This window comes from Hyalangium sp., assembly GCF_045802625.1.
Lineage (GTDB): Bacteria > Myxococcota > Myxococcia > Myxococcales > Myxococcaceae > Hyalangium.
Window position 1 is genome coordinate 85441 of sequence record NZ_JBJMQP010000135.1, and the last position, 18107, is coordinate 103547.

The 18107-nt window shown below is 69.9% G+C and carries 13 protein-coding genes; 6 read left to right on the top strand and 7 right to left on the bottom strand.

What is annotated here, in order from left to right; all coding sequences use genetic code 11:
- Positions 1 to 15 precede the first annotated feature (15 nt).
- The gene (locus tag ACJ8AT_RS25300) at positions 16 to 1368 is read right to left on the bottom strand and encodes a nitrous oxide reductase family maturation protein NosD (RefSeq protein WP_407740416.1); all 1353 of its coding nucleotides are present in this window, start codon (positions 1366 to 1368) and stop codon (positions 16 to 18) included.
- A 393-nt stretch (positions 1369 to 1761) separates the two neighbouring features.
- On the opposite strand from ACJ8AT_RS25300, the gene ACJ8AT_RS25305 reads away from it, so the two are divergent.
- From ACJ8AT_RS25305 to ACJ8AT_RS25325, 5 genes are all read left to right on the top strand, one after another.
- Positions 1762 to 2484: a double zinc ribbon domain-containing protein gene (locus ACJ8AT_RS25305; RefSeq protein ID WP_407740417.1), complete on the top strand. Its 723-nt coding sequence runs from the start codon at positions 1762 to 1764 to the stop codon at positions 2482 to 2484.
- A gap of 220 nt (positions 2485 to 2704) precedes the next feature.
- Positions 2705 to 3247 (top strand): chemotaxis protein CheW, encoded by a 543-nt coding sequence (locus tag ACJ8AT_RS25310; RefSeq protein WP_407740418.1) that lies wholly within the window; start codon positions 2705 to 2707, stop codon positions 3245 to 3247.
- Positions 3248 to 3500: 253 nt separating this feature from the next.
- Positions 3501 to 7175: a DUF3857 domain-containing protein gene (locus ACJ8AT_RS25315; RefSeq protein ID WP_407740419.1), complete on the top strand. Its 3675-nt coding sequence runs from the start codon at positions 3501 to 3503 to the stop codon at positions 7173 to 7175.
- Between the two features lie 293 nt (positions 7176 to 7468).
- On the top strand, positions 7469 to 8836 hold the full coding sequence (locus ACJ8AT_RS25320) for a sensor histidine kinase (protein WP_407740420.1): 1368 nt from the start codon (positions 7469 to 7471) through the stop codon (positions 8834 to 8836).
- A gap of 30 nt (positions 8837 to 8866) precedes the next feature.
- Positions 8867 to 10210, top strand: coding sequence for a sigma-54-dependent transcriptional regulator (locus ACJ8AT_RS25325; RefSeq protein WP_407740421.1), 1344 nt, complete (start codon positions 8867 to 8869; stop codon positions 10208 to 10210).
- A gap of 7 nt (positions 10211 to 10217) precedes the next feature.
- Here ACJ8AT_RS25325 and ACJ8AT_RS25330 read toward each other — a convergent pair whose 3' ends face one another.
- The 6 genes from ACJ8AT_RS25330 to ACJ8AT_RS25355 all read right to left on the bottom strand — a co-directional run bounded on the left by ACJ8AT_RS25330 (position 10218) and on the right by ACJ8AT_RS25355 (position 17027).
- Positions 10218 to 11810 carry an Ig-like domain-containing protein gene (locus ACJ8AT_RS25330; protein WP_407740422.1) on the bottom strand — a complete coding sequence of 531 codons (1593 nt, stop codon included), beginning with the start codon at positions 11808 to 11810 and terminating at the stop codon, positions 10218 to 10220.
- A complete protein-coding gene (locus tag ACJ8AT_RS25335) occupies positions 11807 to 12253 on the bottom strand; it encodes a S8 family serine peptidase (protein WP_407740423.1) in 447 nt (148 codons plus the stop codon). Before ACJ8AT_RS25335 ends, ACJ8AT_RS25330 begins: the two co-directional genes overlap by 4 nt.
- A gap of 222 nt (positions 12254 to 12475) precedes the next feature.
- Positions 12476 to 14035, bottom strand: a complete 1560-nt coding sequence (locus ACJ8AT_RS25340; protein WP_407740424.1) for a DUF2142 domain-containing protein — start codon at positions 14033 to 14035, stop codon at positions 12476 to 12478.
- 125 nt (positions 14036 to 14160) lie between these two features.
- Complete coding sequence (locus ACJ8AT_RS25345; RefSeq protein WP_407740425.1) at positions 14161 to 15126, bottom strand: hypothetical protein; 966 nt, start codon at positions 15124 to 15126, stop codon at positions 14161 to 14163.
- 142 nt (positions 15127 to 15268) lie between these two features.
- Positions 15269 to 16537: an RNA polymerase sigma factor gene (locus ACJ8AT_RS25350; protein ID WP_407740426.1), complete on the bottom strand. Its 1269-nt coding sequence runs from the start codon at positions 16535 to 16537 to the stop codon at positions 15269 to 15271.
- 55 nt (positions 16538 to 16592) lie between these two features.
- The gene (locus ACJ8AT_RS25355) at positions 16593 to 17027 is read right to left on the bottom strand and encodes a YciI family protein (RefSeq protein WP_407740427.1); all 435 of its coding nucleotides are present in this window, start codon (positions 17025 to 17027) and stop codon (positions 16593 to 16595) included.
- 298 nt (positions 17028 to 17325) lie between these two features.
- Between ACJ8AT_RS25355 and ACJ8AT_RS25360 the strand changes: the two genes are divergently transcribed.
- The gene (locus tag ACJ8AT_RS25360) at positions 17326 to 17556 is read left to right on the top strand and encodes a hypothetical protein (RefSeq protein WP_407740428.1); all 231 of its coding nucleotides are present in this window, start codon (positions 17326 to 17328) and stop codon (positions 17554 to 17556) included.
- The last annotated feature ends 551 nt before the right edge of the window (positions 17557 to 18107 follow it).

Below are 18107 nucleotides of genomic sequence, written 5' to 3' on the forward strand. Positions count from 1 at the left end.
CCGAGGCGGCGAGGCCTACTGCAGCAGCCCGGAGCCTTGATCCACCTGGAGCACCTGCCGCCACACGTCGAGCTTCTCCGGGGAGGACAGCGGGAGCTGCTCTCCGGAGAACTCCACCCGGTAGCCCGCGTTGATGCCGGTGAGCTTGTCCTGCACGCCATCGGCCTTCAGGACGCCGCCGTGGAGGTAGTGGTTCTCCTGAAGGATGATGCCCGGGTGGAAGGAGTCTCGCCCCAACCGGAGCAAGAGCGGCTGCGAGCCCCCCTGCAGGGCGTTGTTCCTCACCGTGAGCCCGGTGACGAGCTGGCCATCCGCGGCCAGCATCAGCCCGTAGCTGGCGGTGCCGACGATGCGGTTGTCCGCCACCACCACGTTCTTGGCGCTGGCGATGCGGATGCCCTGGCCGTTGCCCTCGGGGAAGTTGCGGATGTCCTCGATGACGTTGGCCTCCACCCACAGGTTCTCGGCGGGCGTGTCCACCACGGAGACGCCTCGGCCCGCGCGCAGGATGGTGTTGCCCTGGATGGCGACGCCCTGCGCGGCATCGTGGATGACCACCGCCTCGCCCGCCGAAGAGCCCGGCGCGCGCACAGAGGTGTTGGGGAAGTCGGAGAGGACGTTGTAGCGCACGGTGATGTTGCGGCACCGCTTGATGTCCACGCCGTTCTCTCCCTCCTCGTGGAGCTTGTTGTCCTCGATGAGCACGGTGTCCGCGGGAGCAGAACCCTCCTGGCACTGAATCGAGTCGCCCGAGTTGTGATGGATGTCGTTGTCCCGGAGGATGATGTTCCGCGACGGGCCCACCACCGCCACGCCGTGCGAGTCCTCTCCGGAGCGGATGAAGTGGTGGATGGTGTTGTTCTGGAGGGTGATGTCCTGGCCACCCTCCACGAGCACTCCCGCGCCGCCTGTTCCGCCGTGCAGCTCGCTGTCGGCCAGGGCGGCGTGGCTGGAGCCGGTCTCGAAGGCGATGGCGATCATCGGAGCGCCGTCGACGTCGAGCTCCAGGTTCTCCACGCGCCAGCGCCCTTGCACGTGGACGAGCGTGCTCCGGGTCCTGTCACCTGGGACGAGCCTGGGGCGCGGAGAGCCCTCGCCGCGCAGGAGGATGGCATCGGCGCTGGTGCCTCGGGAGCTCAGCAGGAGTTGCTCGGCGTACACCCCGGGCAGCACCCGGATGGCATCCCCGGGGCTGGCGAGCGCCACGGCTCGGCTGATGGTGCGCAGCGGTGAATCGAGTGTGCCCTTCCCACCATCCGAACCCTTCGGACTCACGTACCAGCTCTTGCCGGTGGGCTCCGGAGGCGCGGGCGCCTCTTGAGGGCTCTGCGCCTCGGGTGGGAGCTCCACTCGTGGAGGGAGCTGCACGCCGGAGTGCCACACCTCCGTCTGAGTCGCTGGCTCACATGCGTTCAGCAGCAAGCACGTGAGCACTCCGCATGCGCTGCTGAGGCCTGACCGACCACTCGCCCATCGCCTCACCGTGTGCCCCCTTCCCCACCTGCCGTGCCGCGGCGCCCAAGTTCGCCACGAGCCAGGCCGGCATCAAGGTGAACCCCAGGGCCACAGCAAGCTCGCTGCCCATACCCATGGGTACACCCGCCACGGGGCTCCCACCCAGCCAGCAGCGTCCACAAGGCACGAGGGTTCATCCACGAACTGAGACGGTGCGACCGCCAGGCCTCCGTGTCCGGTCCGCTGTCGCAAGCTCGGGATGGACCCGGGAGGGCACTGGCCCGTGAAATGCTTCACCGGCCCGCCATGCCTTCCTCAAGCGCTTCGTTCTTCCGCGGGCTGCTGGAGCTGCTCTACCCGCCCGCGTGCCTCGCCTGCGCGCAGGTGCTGCCCGTGCGCGCCTTCTTCTGTGAGACGTGCGACACCGCCGTGGAGCGCGTCCCTCCCGCCTGCTGCCGCACCTGCGCCGAGCCCGGACGTTTTCCCTCCGGCGAGTGCCCCCGGTGCCAGCTCCACCCGCCTCCCTTCGCTCGCGCCTGGGCGCCCTTCGCTCACGAAGGCCCCGTGTCCCGCGCCATCCACCGCTTCAAGTATGAGGATCACCCCGAGCTGGCGGAGCCTCTCGGTGAGCTGCTCGCCCACGAGGCCCGCGCCTTCCTCCGCCATGCCCCCGCGCTGCTCGTCGCGCTCCCGCTGCACTCCCGCCGCTTCCGCGAGCGCCAGTATGATCAGACCCAGTTGCTGGCCGGAGCGCTCGCGAAGACCACCGGCTCCCGGGCCCCCGTGGGCCTGCTCTCCCGGACTCGCGAGACCCAGCGCCAGGTGGGCCTCTCCGAAGCCGAGCGCGCCCGCAACGTCTCCGAGGCCTTCATCGCCTCGCCCTCCGTCGCCGGCCAGTCCCTGCTCCTCATTGATGATGTCTTCACCACCGGCGCCACCACCCGCGCCGCCGCCACCGCCCTGCGCGACGCCGGCGCCGCTCACATCGAGGTGCTCACCATCGCTCGCGCCTACAGCCTCGGCTCCTGAGGCCCGGCCTGTCCCATGGCCTCACCTCCCCACGCCGGCAGCTCACGGGTGAACTACCTCTGCCCACCTCAGAGAGCTGACACCTGACGTGTGGAGTGCACGGGGCGGGTGTGGCCTGTGAGTTTTACTTGTTTCCTGAGATTCCATGGAGTATACATTTTCACAGCCTCACTGTTCTGAGGTCGGTCATCATCCCCCCCACTCCGCAGAGGTGACCTTTATGGCACTGGCGCTGGTTCCGGGACAGGCAGAGCGGTACTCCACCTTCATGCTGGGAGGGGAGCACTACGCCGTTCCCGAGAGTTGTGTCCACGAGGTCCTCCGGGACGTGGCCGTCACCCATGTGGCCGCCGCTCCTCGCTTCATGCGCGGGGCCATTGCCGTGGAGGGCAAGCCCGTACCGGTGGTGGATCTCGGCTCGCGGCTGGGGCAGGCGTTCCGCTCCACCGCCGCGCGCACCGTCATCTTCATCGTGGAAGTCCAGCGCGACGGCCAGCCCATGCTCCTGGGCCTGACGGCTGACGCGGTGGGCCAGCAGGTGCACCTGGGCGCGCGGGATGTGGTAGCGGCGCCCTCCTTCGGCACCACCAGCCCCATGGACTCCTTCATCGCCGGCATGGGCCGCCATGGAGACGGGCTCGTCCTGCTGCTGGACGTGGACCGCCTCCTGTCTTCCTCCGAGCTGCTCGCGGCCGAGGAGTTCGCCGCCATCGCGGATTTGCCGTCCGAGCCCTCCGGCCCCCGGAACCTCCGGTCCGTCTGAGCCCGCTCGCTCCCCCTCCTTAGAGGCAGGCGCGCTGCCTCACCCTCACGCCCCGGCTGACGCGGCTCCCTCTTGGGGGGAGAAGTGTCCCGGGGCGACTTGTTTTTCACGCTCGGTGGCGTTTTCGGTTGCCTGATCGCCGTCCGAGGCCGCATGCAGGGGAAGGCGCTCCGCTTGGCGCCTGTTCATCGGCGTCACCCCCCACCAGGGGGTCTGCATGGCCCACCCTACCGAAGGACGAGGGATACGACGGATGTCGCGTTTCACAAGGCTCGCCGCAGTCTTCGTGCTCACCTGCCCCCTGCTGGTTCTCGCCAAGCCCGCGGGCCCCACCGAGGCAGCGAACCAATATGCCGCGCAGGCCCTCGAGCTGGCCTCGTCGCCTCGGGGCACCGCCTCCCTCATCCGCCTGCATGGGCTGGAGGATGAGCTGGAGGACATCACCCCGCTGGCCTCCACCTACGCGGAGCTCGCCGGCAAGCGCAACGCCGATCCCGGCACGCGCACCACGGCCACCCTGCTGCTGATGGACGTGGAGCGCAGCCGCGGCCGCATGGTGCACTCCACCGAGCTGGCGCACTCGCTGGGCTTCATCAACGACTTCTACGTCGTGGGCGGCTTCGAGAACGAGGGCAAGAGCGGGTGTGACACCGACTTCGGCCCCGAGGCGGCCACGGTGGATCTCTCCGCGAAGTTCGCCGGCGCCAAGGGCCGCGAGGTGAGCTGGCGCAAGCTGGCCGTGGCCCCGACGGACGGGTACGTGGACCTGGCGGCCGCGGTGCGCCCCAACAAGGAGGCGGTGGCGTACGCGCTGACGTGGCTGGAGGCGCCCGCGGAGACGCAGGTGGCGCTGGGCGTGGGCACCTCGGGCGGCTTCCGGCTGTGGGTGAACGGGCAGCCGGCGGCGAAGGAGGACCACTACAACCTGCCCCGGCCGGACCAGACGCGCGTGGCGGTGAAGCTGCGCAAGGGGCTCAACCGCGTGCTCCTCAAGGTGTGCCAGGAGTCCGGTCCGCTGGGCTTCTACCTGCGCCAGGAGGCCATGGGCCGAGGCACGGCGCGAGTCACCCTGCCGGCCACGCCGCCCGCCCTGGAGAAGGGCCCGGCCCCCTCGCCGCAGCCGCTGCCCACCGTCACCTCGGCGCTGAAGGCGCTGGTGGAGAAGAAGCCGGACGATGCCGCGCTGCGCGGCGACTACGCCCTGGTGCTCTCCTTCTTCCGCGCCTATGACGAGCGCGAGCACACCGCCACGGTGGAGGCCGAGCGCGCGGCCAAGGCGGCTCCGAACGACGCGAGCCTGCAGCTGCTGGCCGCCGCCAACGAGCGCGAGGACCAGAACCTGAAGCACCAGTACCTGGAGGCCGCGCTCAAGGCGGCGCCGGACTCGGCCGAGGCGCGCCTGGAGCTGGCCGAGTACGAGCTGGATCGCAGCCACCCCGACCGGGTGCTCCCGCTGCTGCAGCCCGTGGTGGAGAAGACGCCGGAGCTGGGCTCGGCGTGGGTGACGCTGGCCCGCGCCTACGAGTCGCTGGGGGAGAACGCCCGCGCCCAGGTGATGGTGGAGGACGCGTTCCGCCGCATGCCGCGCATTCCCGGCGTGGTGCGCGCCGCGGCCGCCTCCTCGCGCAAGCTGGAGCGCACCCAGGAGGTGCTGGATCGGCTGCGCGTGGCGCTGGCGCTGCGCTACGACGATGGGCCCAGCCGCCGCGTGCTGGCCTCGCAGCTGGCGGACGTGGGGCAGGTGGAGGCAGCCGCCAAGGAGTACACCGCGCAGCTGGCCCTCAACCCCTTCGACAACGAGTCTCGCGTGCGGCTGGCGGAGCTGCGCGCCTCCAACGGGCAGCTCGACGCGGCGGTGGCCAACTTCGCCGAGGCGCGGGCGCTCTCGCCGGACGAGCCCGAGGTGTACGAGCGCGAGGGCCGGGCGCTGCTGACCGCGGGCCGCAGGGAGCAGGCCATGGCCGCCATGGAGCGCTCGCTGGCGCTGCGGCCGCAGAACCCGTCGCTCAAGGAGGCGGTGCGCACCCTCAAGGGTGAGTCCGGCAACGCCGGCGCGCGCTTCCTGGTGGACGCGGCGCCGTACTTCAAGGAGGCCGACGCCTACCCCAACGAGGACGCCGTCTACCTGGTGGACAGCACCTACGTGCGCGTCCAGAAGAACGGCCTCACCAGCGAGCAGCACCAGCTGGTGGTGAAGGTGCTCAACCAGCGCGGCGTGGAGGACTTCCGGACGCAGCCGGTGGCGTACTCGCCGGATCGCCAGGAGGTGTACATCATGCGCGCCCGCGTCACCAAGCCGGACGGCTCCATCGTGGACAGCTACGGCGACAGCGAGCGCAACATCAACGAGCCGTGGACGGGCATGTACTACGACGCCCGCGCGAAGATGCTGAACTTCCCCGCGCTGGCGCCGGGGGACGTGCTGGAGCTGCAGTACCGGATCGAGGACACCGCGCAGGACAACCTGCTGTCGGACTACTTCGGGCAGGTGGAGAACATCCAGGGCATCTACCCGAAGCTGCTCTTCCAGTTCATGGTGGACATGCCGAAGGAGCGCCCCCTGTACTCCAACTCCGCGAAGCTGGCGGGGGTGAAGGCCACGCAGGAGGAGCTGGACGGCGGGCGCGTCGTCTATCGCTTCGCGGAGAAGAACATCCCCAAGGTGGTGGCCGAGCCGGGCATGCCGGGCTGGGCCGAGGTCGCCGTGCCGCTGCACGTCTCCACGTACAAGACGTGGGAGCAGCTCAGCCACTACTGGTGGGGCCTGGTGAGGGATCAGCTCACGCCCAACGACGAGCTGCGCCGCACCGTGGAGGAGGTGCTGAAGAACGTGGACCGCAAGAATGACAAGGCCGTCATCAGCGCCATCTACAACTTCGTGGTGACGAACACGCGCTACGTGGCGCTGGAGTTCGGCATCCACGGCTACAAGCCCTACCGGGTGGATCAGGTGCTCTCCCGGCGCTTCGGCGACTGCAAGGACAAGGCGAGCCTCATCCACGCCATGCTGAAGCTGGCCGGGGTGGACAGCCGCATGGTGCTCTTGCGCATGCGCAACCTGGGCAACCTCACCGAGGACGTGCCGAGCCTGGCCGCCTTCAACCACGCCATCGTCTACGTGCCCAAGTACCAGCTCTTCCTGGACGGCACGGCCGAGTTCCACAACTCGCACGAGCTGCCCAGCGCGGACCACCGGGCCAACGTCCTCATCGTCGACATGGAGCAGGGCAAGAGCACCTTCATGGTCACCCCCGAGGCCAACGCCGAGGACAACCTCACCAAGCTGAGCATGGACGTGACGCTCAAGCCGGACGGCTCGGCCGAGGTGACGGGGGCCAGCACGGTGACGGGCCAGACGGCGCCCGAGTACCGCCGGGCCTACCGCACCACCGCCACGCGCAAGTCCACCTTCGAGCGCGCCTGGGCGCAGAGCTTCCCGGGCCTCACGGTGAACGAGGTGACGCTCAACGACACCACGCTCCTGGATGATGACGTGCAGGTGGGCTTCAAGATGGCCATCCCCCGCTACTCAGAGGTGCTGCCGGGTGGGGCGCTGCGCTTCCTGCCCTTTGGCACGGGCCGCACCTACCAGCAGGCCTACGCCACGCTGGTGGAGCGCCGGTTTGACTTGGTGCTGCAGGGCCCGTGGATGAACCAGTTCACCCTGCGCTACACGCTGCCCGCCGGCTACACGGTGGCGGAGCTGCCGCCCGTCATGGAGGAGCAGCAGTCCTGGGGCCGGGTGCGGCTCACCTACCGCCAGGAGGGTGACAAGCTCATCGCCGAGGGCGAGGTGGCGATGACCTCGGCCCGCGTCAAGGCGGACGACTACGCGGCGTTCCGGGACTTCCTCGGCCGCGTGGACTCGGCCTTCGGGCGCAAGGTGGTCCTCAAGGGCCCGCCCATGGGGAAGACCGCCGAGCGCTGAGCGCCCCCGCACGCTCCTGTCCCCGGGCAGCAGCGTGCTCATCCCGCACCACCGGGACTGCGGATTCCGCAGCGCGCGCCGGACCCCCCCCCCGCGCGCTGCTGGGAACCCCCGGAAAACACTCGGCTTCATGGCATGAGGGCCCGCTGGAACGCGCATTGCTCTGGGAGAGGGCATCCCGGCCCGGACAGCCGGGCTCCCTCGCTCGGAGCGCCACGCCATGAAGAAGCCTCTCGGCCCCAGTGGCCCCCTGCCCGCCGGGGAAGAAGGCGGAGGGTGGTAGGATGGAGCCCATGCGTCTCGGCGATCCCGTGCGCCTGATGCGGTGGTCACGCTGGGGAATTCTCATCACCGCGCTCCTCATGGGCAGCGGCATGGTGCTCTCCGCGTGGTCGAGCCACTCGCGCGTGCACGAGATCGCCTGGACCCTCATCCGCGGCCAGGGCCAGCTGTTGATCGACGCGATCCGGCAGTCGATCCACGAGACCGACAATCCCCACGCCCGAGACCCGGCGAAGCTGCTCGCCCTGTTCCAGGACCAGGGCCTGCGCTACATCGCCGTGCTGGCGCCCCAGGACTTCGCCGAAGCCGGGACGGCCTTGGGCGGTCCTGCTCGCGCGGAGTTCATCGCCCCGGGTCAGGAGCCGGAGACCCGCCTGACGGAGGTGGGCTCGCGGATTCGGATGGTGGTTCGCGTGCCGCCTCCCCCACCCCACGAGCCGCCCCCGGGTCCGCCCCCGGGCCCGCCTCCGGCCAACGCGTTCCCACCGGGGCCCGGAGCTTTCCCAGGAGGCCCACCGCCCTCCAGGGCGCCCCCGCCTCCCCCTCCGGGCCGGCACCCGAGGGATCTGCCTCCCCTGGTGCTCGAGTTCGAGCCCCTGATGGCGCGGGAGCTCGTGTCCGGCTCCCGCCGCTCGGTGCTCATCAGCGGGGGGGTGGCGTTCGCGCTGCTGCTGGCCGCGGCCGTCGCGTTCCGCTGGCTGAAGCGGCGCGAGGCGCTGGAGCACCACCTGGCCCGCGAGCGGCACCTGGCCACGCTGGGGGAGATGTCCGCGGTGCTCGCGCACGAGCTGCGCAACCCGCTGGCCTCGCTCAAGGGCCACGCGCAGCTGTTGGCGGAGGCGCTGCCCGAGGGCCGCTCCCGCACCAAGGCCGAGCGCGTGGTGAAGGAGGCGCTGCGGCTGGAGGATCTCACCAGCAGCCTGCTCGCCTTCGTGCGCACGGGCTCCATCCACCGGGAGCAGACGGATCCAGTGGCCATCGTCCGCGCCGCGGCCGAGGAGGTGGACCCCCGGCGCATCGAGCTGGACACGCTCGCCGCGCCCACCACCTGGTCGCTGGATGGCGCGCGCATGCAGCAGGTGCTCAGCAACCTGCTGCGCAACGCGGTGCAGGCCTCGCCGGTGGGCGCCCCGGTGTTCGCGCGCATCGCCACCGAGGAGAAGGCGCTGCTCTACGAGGTGAGGGATGTGGGCACGGGCATCCCCGCCGGGCAGGAGGCGGCCATCTTCGAGCCGTTCCATACCAACCGCCCGCTGGGCAACGGGCTGGGGCTGGCGGTGGCCCGGCGCGTGGTGGAGCTCCACGGCGGCAGCATCCAGGCCAGTAACCACCCGCAGGGTGGGGCCTTGTTCCGCGTGCGCATTCCCCTGACGGCCTGAGCGAGCGCCGCCAGGCAGGAGGTTCTTTCCATGGGTCGCATCCTGGTGGTGGACGATGAAGAGGGTGTCCGCAGCTTCCTGGCCGAGAGCCTCGAGCTGGATGGCCATCAGATTGAAGAAGCGCCGGGCGGGGAGGAGGCCCTCCAGCGCCTGCGAGCCAAGAGCTTTGACCTGGTGCTCACGGACCTGCGCATGCCGGGGATGGACGGGATGCAGCTCTTGCAGAAGGTCCAGGCCGAGCAGCCCGAGGTGGAGTTCATCGTCCTGACGGCGCACGGCAACGTGGAGCTGGCGGTGCAGGCGATGAAGCTGGGAGCGTTCGACTTCATCCAGAAGCCGGTGAGCGGCCCGGCCGAGCTGCGGCTGTTGGCGGCGCGGGCGCTGGAGCGGCGCAAGCTGAGGGACCACGCGGAGGTCTCCCGCGCCACCATGGACCAGCCGGTGCTGAGCTACGGGGATCCGGCCATGCAGCCGGTGGTGGAGGCGCTGAAGAAGGTGGCGCGCACCCACGCCACGGTGCTGCTGCTGGGCGAGAGCGGCACGGGCAAGGAGGTGGCGGCGCGCGCCATCCACCGGATGAGCGACCGGGCCAAGGGCCCCTTCGTGGCCATCAACTGCGCCACCCTGTCCGAGAACCTGCTGGAGAGCGAGCTCTTCGGCCACGAGAAGGGGGCCTTCACGGGGGCCACGGAGCGCAAGCGCGGGCGCATCGAGCTGGCCGATGGCGGCACGTTCTTCCTGGACGAGGTGGGCGAGCTCAAGCCGGCGCTGCAAGCCCGGCTGCTGCGCGTGCTGCAGGAGCGCGCCTTCGAGCGCGTGGGGGGCACCCGGACGCTCGAGGTGGATGTGCGGTGGATCGCCGCGACTCACCGCGACTTGCGCGGACAGATCAGCCAGGGCTCGTTCCGCGAGGATCTCTACCACCGCCTGTCGGTGTTCCCGGTGCAGCTGCCCGCGCTGAGAGACCGGCCCGGCGACATCCTCCCGCTGGCGGAGGTGCTGCTGGCGCGCGCCTGCCATGAGCTGAAGCGGCCGGTGCTGAAGCTGTCGGAGGCGGCTCGGCGGGCGCTGCTCGGGGGACGGTGGACGGGCAACATCCGAGAGCTCGCCAACGTGCTGGAGCGCGCCGCCATCCTCGCCGACGGCGACACCCTGGAGCCCCGGCACCTGTTGATGGAGCCGGGCCGGGCCACCGCTCCCGCCGCCGAGCCCGCTCCCGCGGCGGTCGATGGAGTGACGCTCGACGAGCTGGAGCGGCGCGCCATCGTCCAGGCCCTGGACAGCGTTGGAGGCAACCGCCGCGAGGCCGCCGAGAAGCTGGGCATCGGCCTGCGGACCCTCTACGAGAAGCTCAAGCGCTACAAGCTCGGCTGATGACGCCTCAGGCCCCCCAGACCATCCCCACGCCGGTGATGTGCACCGGAGCCGAGAGGGTGAGGTGCCCCGCCGCGTCGTACGCCCGCGCGGTGAAGGTATGGGGGCCGTTGGGCTGCAGCCAGCTGTCCCAGAGCGCGTAGCAGGGCGCGTGGGAGCTGGTCGAGATCAGCGTGTCGCCGTCGTACAGCTCCACGCGCTGCACGCCGAAGTTGTCGCTCGCCGTCATCTGGATGTAGACCCGGCCCCCCACCGTCGCGCCCTCCACGGGGCTGGTGATGCTCACGCTGGGCGGCTCGGCGTCCACCTCCTGCGGCCCCACCGCGATGACCAGATCGTCATGGTCGTTGAGCGCGCCCGGCACGCAGGCGGAGTTGTTCCCCGCTCCCGAGCGGTACACGCCTCGGAGGATGTTCCGCCCGCTCGCCGGCAGCAGGTACGTGGTCGAGAGGACGTGGGAGCCGACATCGCCGGGCGTCTGCGTGCCGATGAGCGTCCACGTGGGGTTGCTCACGTCTGGTGCCACGTAGAGCTCCAGCGCCTCCTGAGCGAAGTTCGTGCTCGCGGAGACGGTGGCCTGGACCGTCACCTCCTTGCCTGGAGAGAACGGCGCGCCATCGCTCCGGGTGACGACGAGCCGCTCCAGCGAGGGGCTGGCGCGATACGTGCCATCCGTCCCATCCGCGCACGAGCCGCCCACCGTGTTGGGCGCGTGCAGCTCGGGGCCCACGCTCCCCCGCCCCGCCAGCAGCCCCACCGAGTCGCACGAGCTGCCCACCTCCGCGCAGGAGGGCGCGCCCAGCGTGGCGTCATACGTCGCGTTCCCCGCGTTCTGGATCGTCACGCTCACCGAGGCGCTCGCCGCCTGGTTGCAGTGGGTGTCGTACGCCCTGGCGCTGAGCACCGCCGGGCCGTTGCTGGCGGTGCTGGTGTCCCAGGCCAGCTGGTAGGGCGGCGCGGAGACCGAGCCGATCATCCGGTCGCCCAGGAAGAACTCCACCGCGGGAGAACCCGAGTCATCCGACGCCGTGGCGCTCAGGGTCACCGTGCCGCTCAGCGTCGCGCCCGCCGAGGGCGCCGTGAGGACGACCTGCGGCACCGTCACATCACTGCCGTTGCAGCTCTGCGTGTACAAGAGCAGGTTCGTCGTGTCGGTGGGGGGATAGGCAATCGCCGGGGTCGCCTGACGGAGGATCTCCGCCTTCACCTGCTCGGGCGTCATCTGCGGGTGGCGCTCCAGGATGAGGGCCGCCGCCCCCGCCACGTGCGCGCTCGCGGCCGAGGTGCCATCGATCGAGCACCACCCGTTGTCGCTGTTCGAATAGTCCGTATAGATGCTCTGGCCCGGCGCGAAGAGGTCCACGCACGGCCCGTAGTTGGAGAAGCTGGCCCGCAGGTCCAAGCCCGTGTTCTGCGTGGACGCCGCGACCACCAGCGGCGACGAAGGCGTCCGGGGAGGAAGCTGGTAGCACGCGTTCGTGTTCCCGTTGCCCGCCGAGAGCACGTAGAAGACCCCGGCGTTGGTGGAGCGGGCGATCGCCTCGTTCAGCGCCTCCCCATAGGCGTAGCTCAGGCTCATGTTGACCACCGCCGGCTTCACGTGATTGGCGGGAAGTCCGAGTGCGTCAGGCGAATGGCCGTGTCGAGCACGTAGACGTGGACCCCTTTGCCGGTGGCGCTGTAGCTGTACGACTGGTTCAGCGCCGTCCCCGGCTGATCAATACGGTCCAGTCCCCAGGACGGCGGGTACTGCTGCACACTCTGGGCGGTGACCTCGCTGTCCTCCTCCACGTAGCGCACGCGCGGATCGTTGCTGAGCTTGAGCGCCGCCGCCTCCGTCATCTTCGCGGAGAAGCCGTGGAGCGCCTGGGAGTAGACGTGCTCCACCGCGGCTCCATGGAGCTCCGAGAGCTGCCGGGCCAGCAGCCCCGCATGCGCTCCGGCCATGGCCTTCTCGTCCAGCACGACGATGTACCGGCCCGGCGACGCCTTCTGGCTCTTCAGGAGCCGGCTCCCCGCGACGAAGGCCTTCGCCGTCTTCATCGAGGCGGGGCTTCCGCCTCACTCGCGCGCTCGAGCGAGGGCTGCTCGCACGAAGCGAGCACCAGCCCTGCCGCGAGCAGTGTCACCAGAATCCGCATGGTCCTCTCCCTTGGGGAGCCAGAGCTGTTTTCCGGTGTATTGAAGGAATTCAGGTTTACTGGATCACGCAGTGTGAAAAAAGTGACCCTTACAGCAGCAAGGCGCACATCGCCTGCAACAGCGTCAGGACCTGTGACTTCTCTCCTCCAAGCTCGACAGCCCCACGCATAGCGGCAGGGCCACCGCGCACACCAGCACAAGCGCGCACCAGGGCCACCAGCCCAGCGGCGGCTGCCACTCGGCGCTCGTGAGGAAGAACCAGGGGCCTCGGATGCCCACCGCTGAGCGGCGAGCGTTGGAGTACCACCCCACCGCCTGAATCACCCCCGCCCCCGCGGCCAGGGCCACATAGAAGCCCTGCGCTCGCGCTGGCTCTTCGCGCTCGGGCTGCGAGGCTCCCACTCCGAAGAGCAGCGGCAGCGCGCACGTGAGCGGCAGCACGTAACGCCCCTGGAGCCAGAACTCGGAGTTGCGCACCAGCATGGCGTACAGCCCCAGCGGCACGGCGAGGATGCCCAGTGCCAGCACGCCCGCACGCCAGCGCCACGCACGCGCGAGCCGAGGCCACCGCCACGCCACCAGCGCGGCCACCAGCACTCCCCAGGCCGGGTAGGCCCACGCCGGCATCTCCGAGTCCAGGTACTGGAAGATGCCCACCTGCTCGCGCAGCCAGTCCGGGTAGTACTTGAAGGCCTCGCGCCAGGCCTTCATCCCCGGCAGCAGCGTCACCGGCACCCTGGCTCCCTGGGACGCCTCCCAGAGACGGCTGAGGATCAGCGCTCCCAGCAACAGCCCTCCCGCCCAGAGCACCCGGCGGCGCTCGCTCCGCGCGAGTTGGAGCAGCCCCACCCTGCCGAGCAGGACGACAAAGCACCCCAGCAGCAACACCACCCAGGCCACTCCCAGGGCGCGCGCCAGCGAGAGCGCCACGCCTCCGGCAATACAGGCGGCCCAGGTCCACGCTCCCCCACCCCGTCGAGCCGCCAGCCGGTAGAGCCCCACGGCGAAGGTGAGCCCGGCGGCGATCTCCGGACCGCTGGGACTGAGCGCGGCCATCGTGGCCAGCCCCATGGGAGTCAGCGCCACGGCGAAGGCTGCCAAGGACGGCGCGGGCCACCGGCTCTCCGCGAGCGCCCGCAGCGCCAGCCCCAGCAGCAGCGCGCACGTGAGCGCGTTGGCCAGCCGCGCGAGCAGGAGCGCCGACGTGGGGCCGTGAGCCGGGAGCATGGCCAGGGCCGGGAGCAGGTAGAAGGCCGGTGGATACGCTCCGGTGACGGTGGCCCCCCGCCGAGGCTCCGGGACAGCGCCGCCCTGGTTGGTACAGCCAGCGGACTGCTCGCTCTGGTACGCGTTGCAGCTGTACCCCTGGGGCAGCATGCCCGCGGGAATGTCGATGAGGCGCGAGGTCTGCCGGAGGAAGGCCTGCTGGACCGGGGTGAAGTCCGGGAAGGCGTAGTCCTCGGGGAGCCGATCTCCCACGAGCCGGCCCTCCCGGATTCCCATGGCGCGCAGGTAGTGAGCCCACTCGTCCGCGCCCGAGAACAGCGGCGTGCCCATCACCCACGCCACGAGCCACAGGCCATAGCTGCCTGCCATCAGCCACGCGGCCCTCGCCCTGCGCCGCGCGGCGGGTGAGCCGAGCCCCTCGGAGGGGAAGAGCGGGGAGTCCGGGAGAGCGCTCAAAGCGGGAGGCGTCGTAGTGGCAAAGCCCTCGCCGGGCAAGGACCGCCGTAGAGCCTCATCCGGATGGCTGCCAGCTCCTCCCCTCGGAGGCGGGCGCCGGAGGGACACCGGCGCCCCCCGTGCCGTCAGGGCGCTACGACTCGCTGCAGCTTGAAGGGCGTCGGGGCCGGGCCGGACGCCGGGTTCAGCAGGTGGCTCAGCTGACCCTCGCTGATCCAATACTGGTTCTTGTACACCGTGACCGACGTCGGCTCATTGAGGCCATCCTTGAGGACGGCGCGAGTCCCGTTCGTCCCCGACACGGTGATCTTGATCAGCTGCCCGCTTCCCTCGACGGTCAGGAGCGTGTTCGCATCGAGCGAGCGCATGCCATCGGGGTTCGCGAGCCCGGGCACGTTGATCTGGGTGACCGTGCCTGCGCTGCCGTTGGCGTTGATCGGGATCCTCACCAGCCGGCTGTCGGTGACCATGCCCACGTAGATGTTGCCCTGGCCATCCCAGGCGATGCCGTCCGCCCCGAAGCCCTGCTGCGAGGACGGAGCGAGCAGCGGATCCTTGGCCCACTGCTGCAGCGCGGTGCCGCCGTTGGCGAGCCGGAACACGGAGCCATACGAGTCGGCGACGTACAGGTTGTGCTGCCCGTCGAACGCGAAGTCATTGCAGAAGGCGGGCGTGGGGAACTCGTAGGTCGCCTTGTGCGCGCCCGTGTCGAGAGCGAACGTCTGCACGGTCGTCGCCGTCTGTCCCGAGACGTCCACGCTGCAGACATACAGCGTCTGGGTGGAGTCATCCGCCAGCACGCCCGCGACGCCCTTCAACGTCCCCGCGGGGATGAAGTCCACCGCGGTGGTGGACTGCGGCGCGAACTTCTCCACGACGCCCGTGCCCAGGCTGCCCACGTACAGGGTGCCATCCGCCGAGTTGGTGAGGCTCTCGGGGTAGTAGTTCGCTCCGGGCAGCTCGAGCGACGCCACGTCCGCGGGCCCGGTGGGGGGCTCGGGGGGCTTGGGGTCATCGCCGCAGCCGGTGCTCGTCAGGAACAGTCCGCACGCGAGCACGGCCAGCCGGGATGCATTCAAAGACAGTCTCATGGGTATTCCCTCGCAGGTGTTGCCGAATGGCGAGAGTCGTTTCTCACCGGGCCTCAGCGCGCGCAAGGCCGTGAGACGAACGGACAAAAGAATGATTCGCCCGGACATGCCGTGCCGCTCGGATCCTCCATGGCGCGGAGAGTCATTGCTTTCCGGCCATGTCCGCGGCGCGCGCGAGCAGCAGCTCTCTCTCTCTCAGGTTGCGCGTGAGGGAGGCCGCGCGCTCGAACTCCGCGCGGGCCTCGTCGAAGCGGCCGAGCTTCGCCAGCAGATCGCCCCGCACGGCCGGCAGGAGGTGGTAGCCCTCCAGCGAGGGCTCCGAGACCAGCTCATCCACCAGCTCGAGGCCCACCGCGGGGCCGAACGCCATGCCGAGCGCCACCGCGCGGTTCAGCTCCACGACGGGAGAGGGCGTTACCTCGGCCAGCTCCGCGTAGAGCCCCGCGATGCGCGCCCAGTCCGTCTCCGCCGCCGTCCTCGCCCGTGCGTGACAGGCGGCGATCGCGGCCTGCAGCGTGTACGGGCCCCGGGCGCCGCCCAGCTTCTCGGCTCGCTCCAGCGCCGCGAGCCCTCGGCGGATGAGGATGTAGTCCCAGAGCGCGCGGCTCTGTTCCAGCAACAGGATGGGCGCTCCCGACGCATCGACTCGCGCCCTCGAGCGCGACGCCTGGATCTCCATCAGCGCCACGAGCCCGTGCACCTCGGGCTCCTTCAGGACGAGCTCGGCGAGGATGCGGCCCAGGCGGAGCGCGTCCTCACACAGCGCCGGCCGCATCCAGTCGTCCCCCGCCGTCGCCGAGTAGCCCTCGTTGAAGATGAGGTAGAGGACCTGGAGCACCGAGGACAGCCGGGCGGTGAGCTCCTCTCCGCGGGGAACCTCGAAGGGGACGTGGGCCTCGGCCAGCGTCCGCTTGGCCCGGACGATTCGCTGAGCCACCGTCGGCTCCGGGACGAGGAACGCTCGGGCGATCTCCCCGGTCGTCAGCCCTCCCAGCAGGCGGAGCGTGAGCGCCACCTGAGCCTCCGTCGAGAGCACCGGGTGACAGGCGATGAACACCAGCCGCAGGAGATCATCCCCCATGTCCTCGTCAATGGCGGCGTCGAGATCCTTGGTGAGCCGCTCCTGCTGGGCCTCGAGCTCGTGACCGAGCTCCTCGTGCTTGCGCTGGAGCAACTGGCCGTGGCGAAGCTCGTCGATCGCCCGGTGCTTGGCGGTGGCCATGAGCCAGGCGCCCGGGTTGTTCGGGATGCCCGACTCCGGCCAGCGCTCCAGCGCGGAGACCAGCGCATCCTGCGCCAGCTCCTCGGCACGGCCCACGTCTCGCACGAGCCGCGTGAGCCCGGCGATCAACCGGGCCGATTCGATCCTCCAGACCGCGTGGATCGCTCCATGCACATCGGTAGCCGTCACGGCCACCGACTAGAGCATCTCCCCTCGCTCGTGCAAGGCACACGAGCGCCAGGGCTCACGAACGCTTTCGCGACTCGACGGTCGCGCGGAGCTCCTCCTCCTTCTTCCGGAGCTCGCCCGTGGGATCGCTCGGAGCGAAGTCCTCCGGCGTGAAGATCTGGCGGATCTCGATCTCGGACTCCCCCACATGGGGGTTGGGGCAGCGCTTGATCCACTCGATGGCCTCTTCCTTCGACTTGACCTGGAAGATCCAAAAGCCAGCGATCAGCTCCTTGGTCTCGGCGAAGGGGCCGTCGATCACCGTGCGCTTGGTGCCCGAGAACCGGACGCGCGCGCCCTTGGAGCTGGGGTGGAGCCCCTCGCCCGCCACCATGACTCCGGCCTTCACCAGCTCCTCGTTGAACTTGCCCATCGCGGCCAGCATCTCCGGGCTCGGGAGAACCCCCGCCTCGCTCTCCTTGTTCGCCTTCACCAGCACCATGAACTTCATTGTCGTCTCCTTCAGGTTGAGGCCCGGGCTTCCGGACGGTCTCCACCCGGGGTGTGAACCCGGGCTCTACTGTGGCGTCGAACGAGGCTCCGCGAGATCGACACGGCGGGCGATCTTTTTTTCGGCACTGCCAAGTACGCGAAACTGCAAGAGCCCAGGCGGAGGAGAGCCGGGGTCCGGTACCGAGGAGCGACGCCGCGCGTTAATCTTGTTTTGCTTGATTGACTGCTTTGTCTTGGGGCACAGTATGCAGTGCTCCCGGCGTCCCGAGGAGCCCACCCTTCCGCTGGAGGCGTTCATGCGTCGCTTCGTCGCTCTTGCTGCCCTGCTGGGCCTGACCGCGTGTGGTGGGGAGATGCTCCCCGAGGAGCGCCAGGATCCCACGTCCACCCAGGAGGCCGCACCGGCGCAGGATGCCATGCCTGCCTCGGTGAGCTCGGATCCGTGCAGTGCGTACAGGTCGGCGGCGACGTGCAACGCCGTTCCTGGGTGTGCCTGGTCCCTCAACCGCTGCCTGCCGACGTTCTAGTAGTCTGCCTCCAGCGCGCCGGAGCGCCGCTGCTCCGGCGCGCCCTTCCTACGGGCGCAGCTTCGCCAGCTTGTCCTCCACCGTGCCGGCGGGGCCCATGGACAGCAGCGCCAGGTAGCGCTCGTAGGCCTGCACCAGCCCTCACCTCAACGGGTCTCCTATCCGCCCTGGGTCCCCGCCTTCGATACGCACCTCCTCGTGCGGCGGGTTGTTTTGCATGGAAGCGGCGGAAATCGAACCCACGCCGGGCGGTGCGAAACCTTTAGCAGAATCGCGCTCTTACCCCGTAACTGCCCGGAATGACTTGGAGTCGTTATCCCGCCGCATCCCGTGTCGTCCCGTCCTGTTCCATCCCGTTCCGCACGCTCCTGCGACATACGTGCAACATGGCGGAGCCCTCCGCCTTGGGGTCATGGTGCTGGTGCGTGCTCATTTCCGGGTGCCCCCTGCTAGCGGACGATGTAACGATCCGGCGTCTGGTCAAAGCAGAGATCACGCGGCCCAACGAACTCGGCGAACGTCCCTCACACGATACGGCCGGCGGTCCCGGC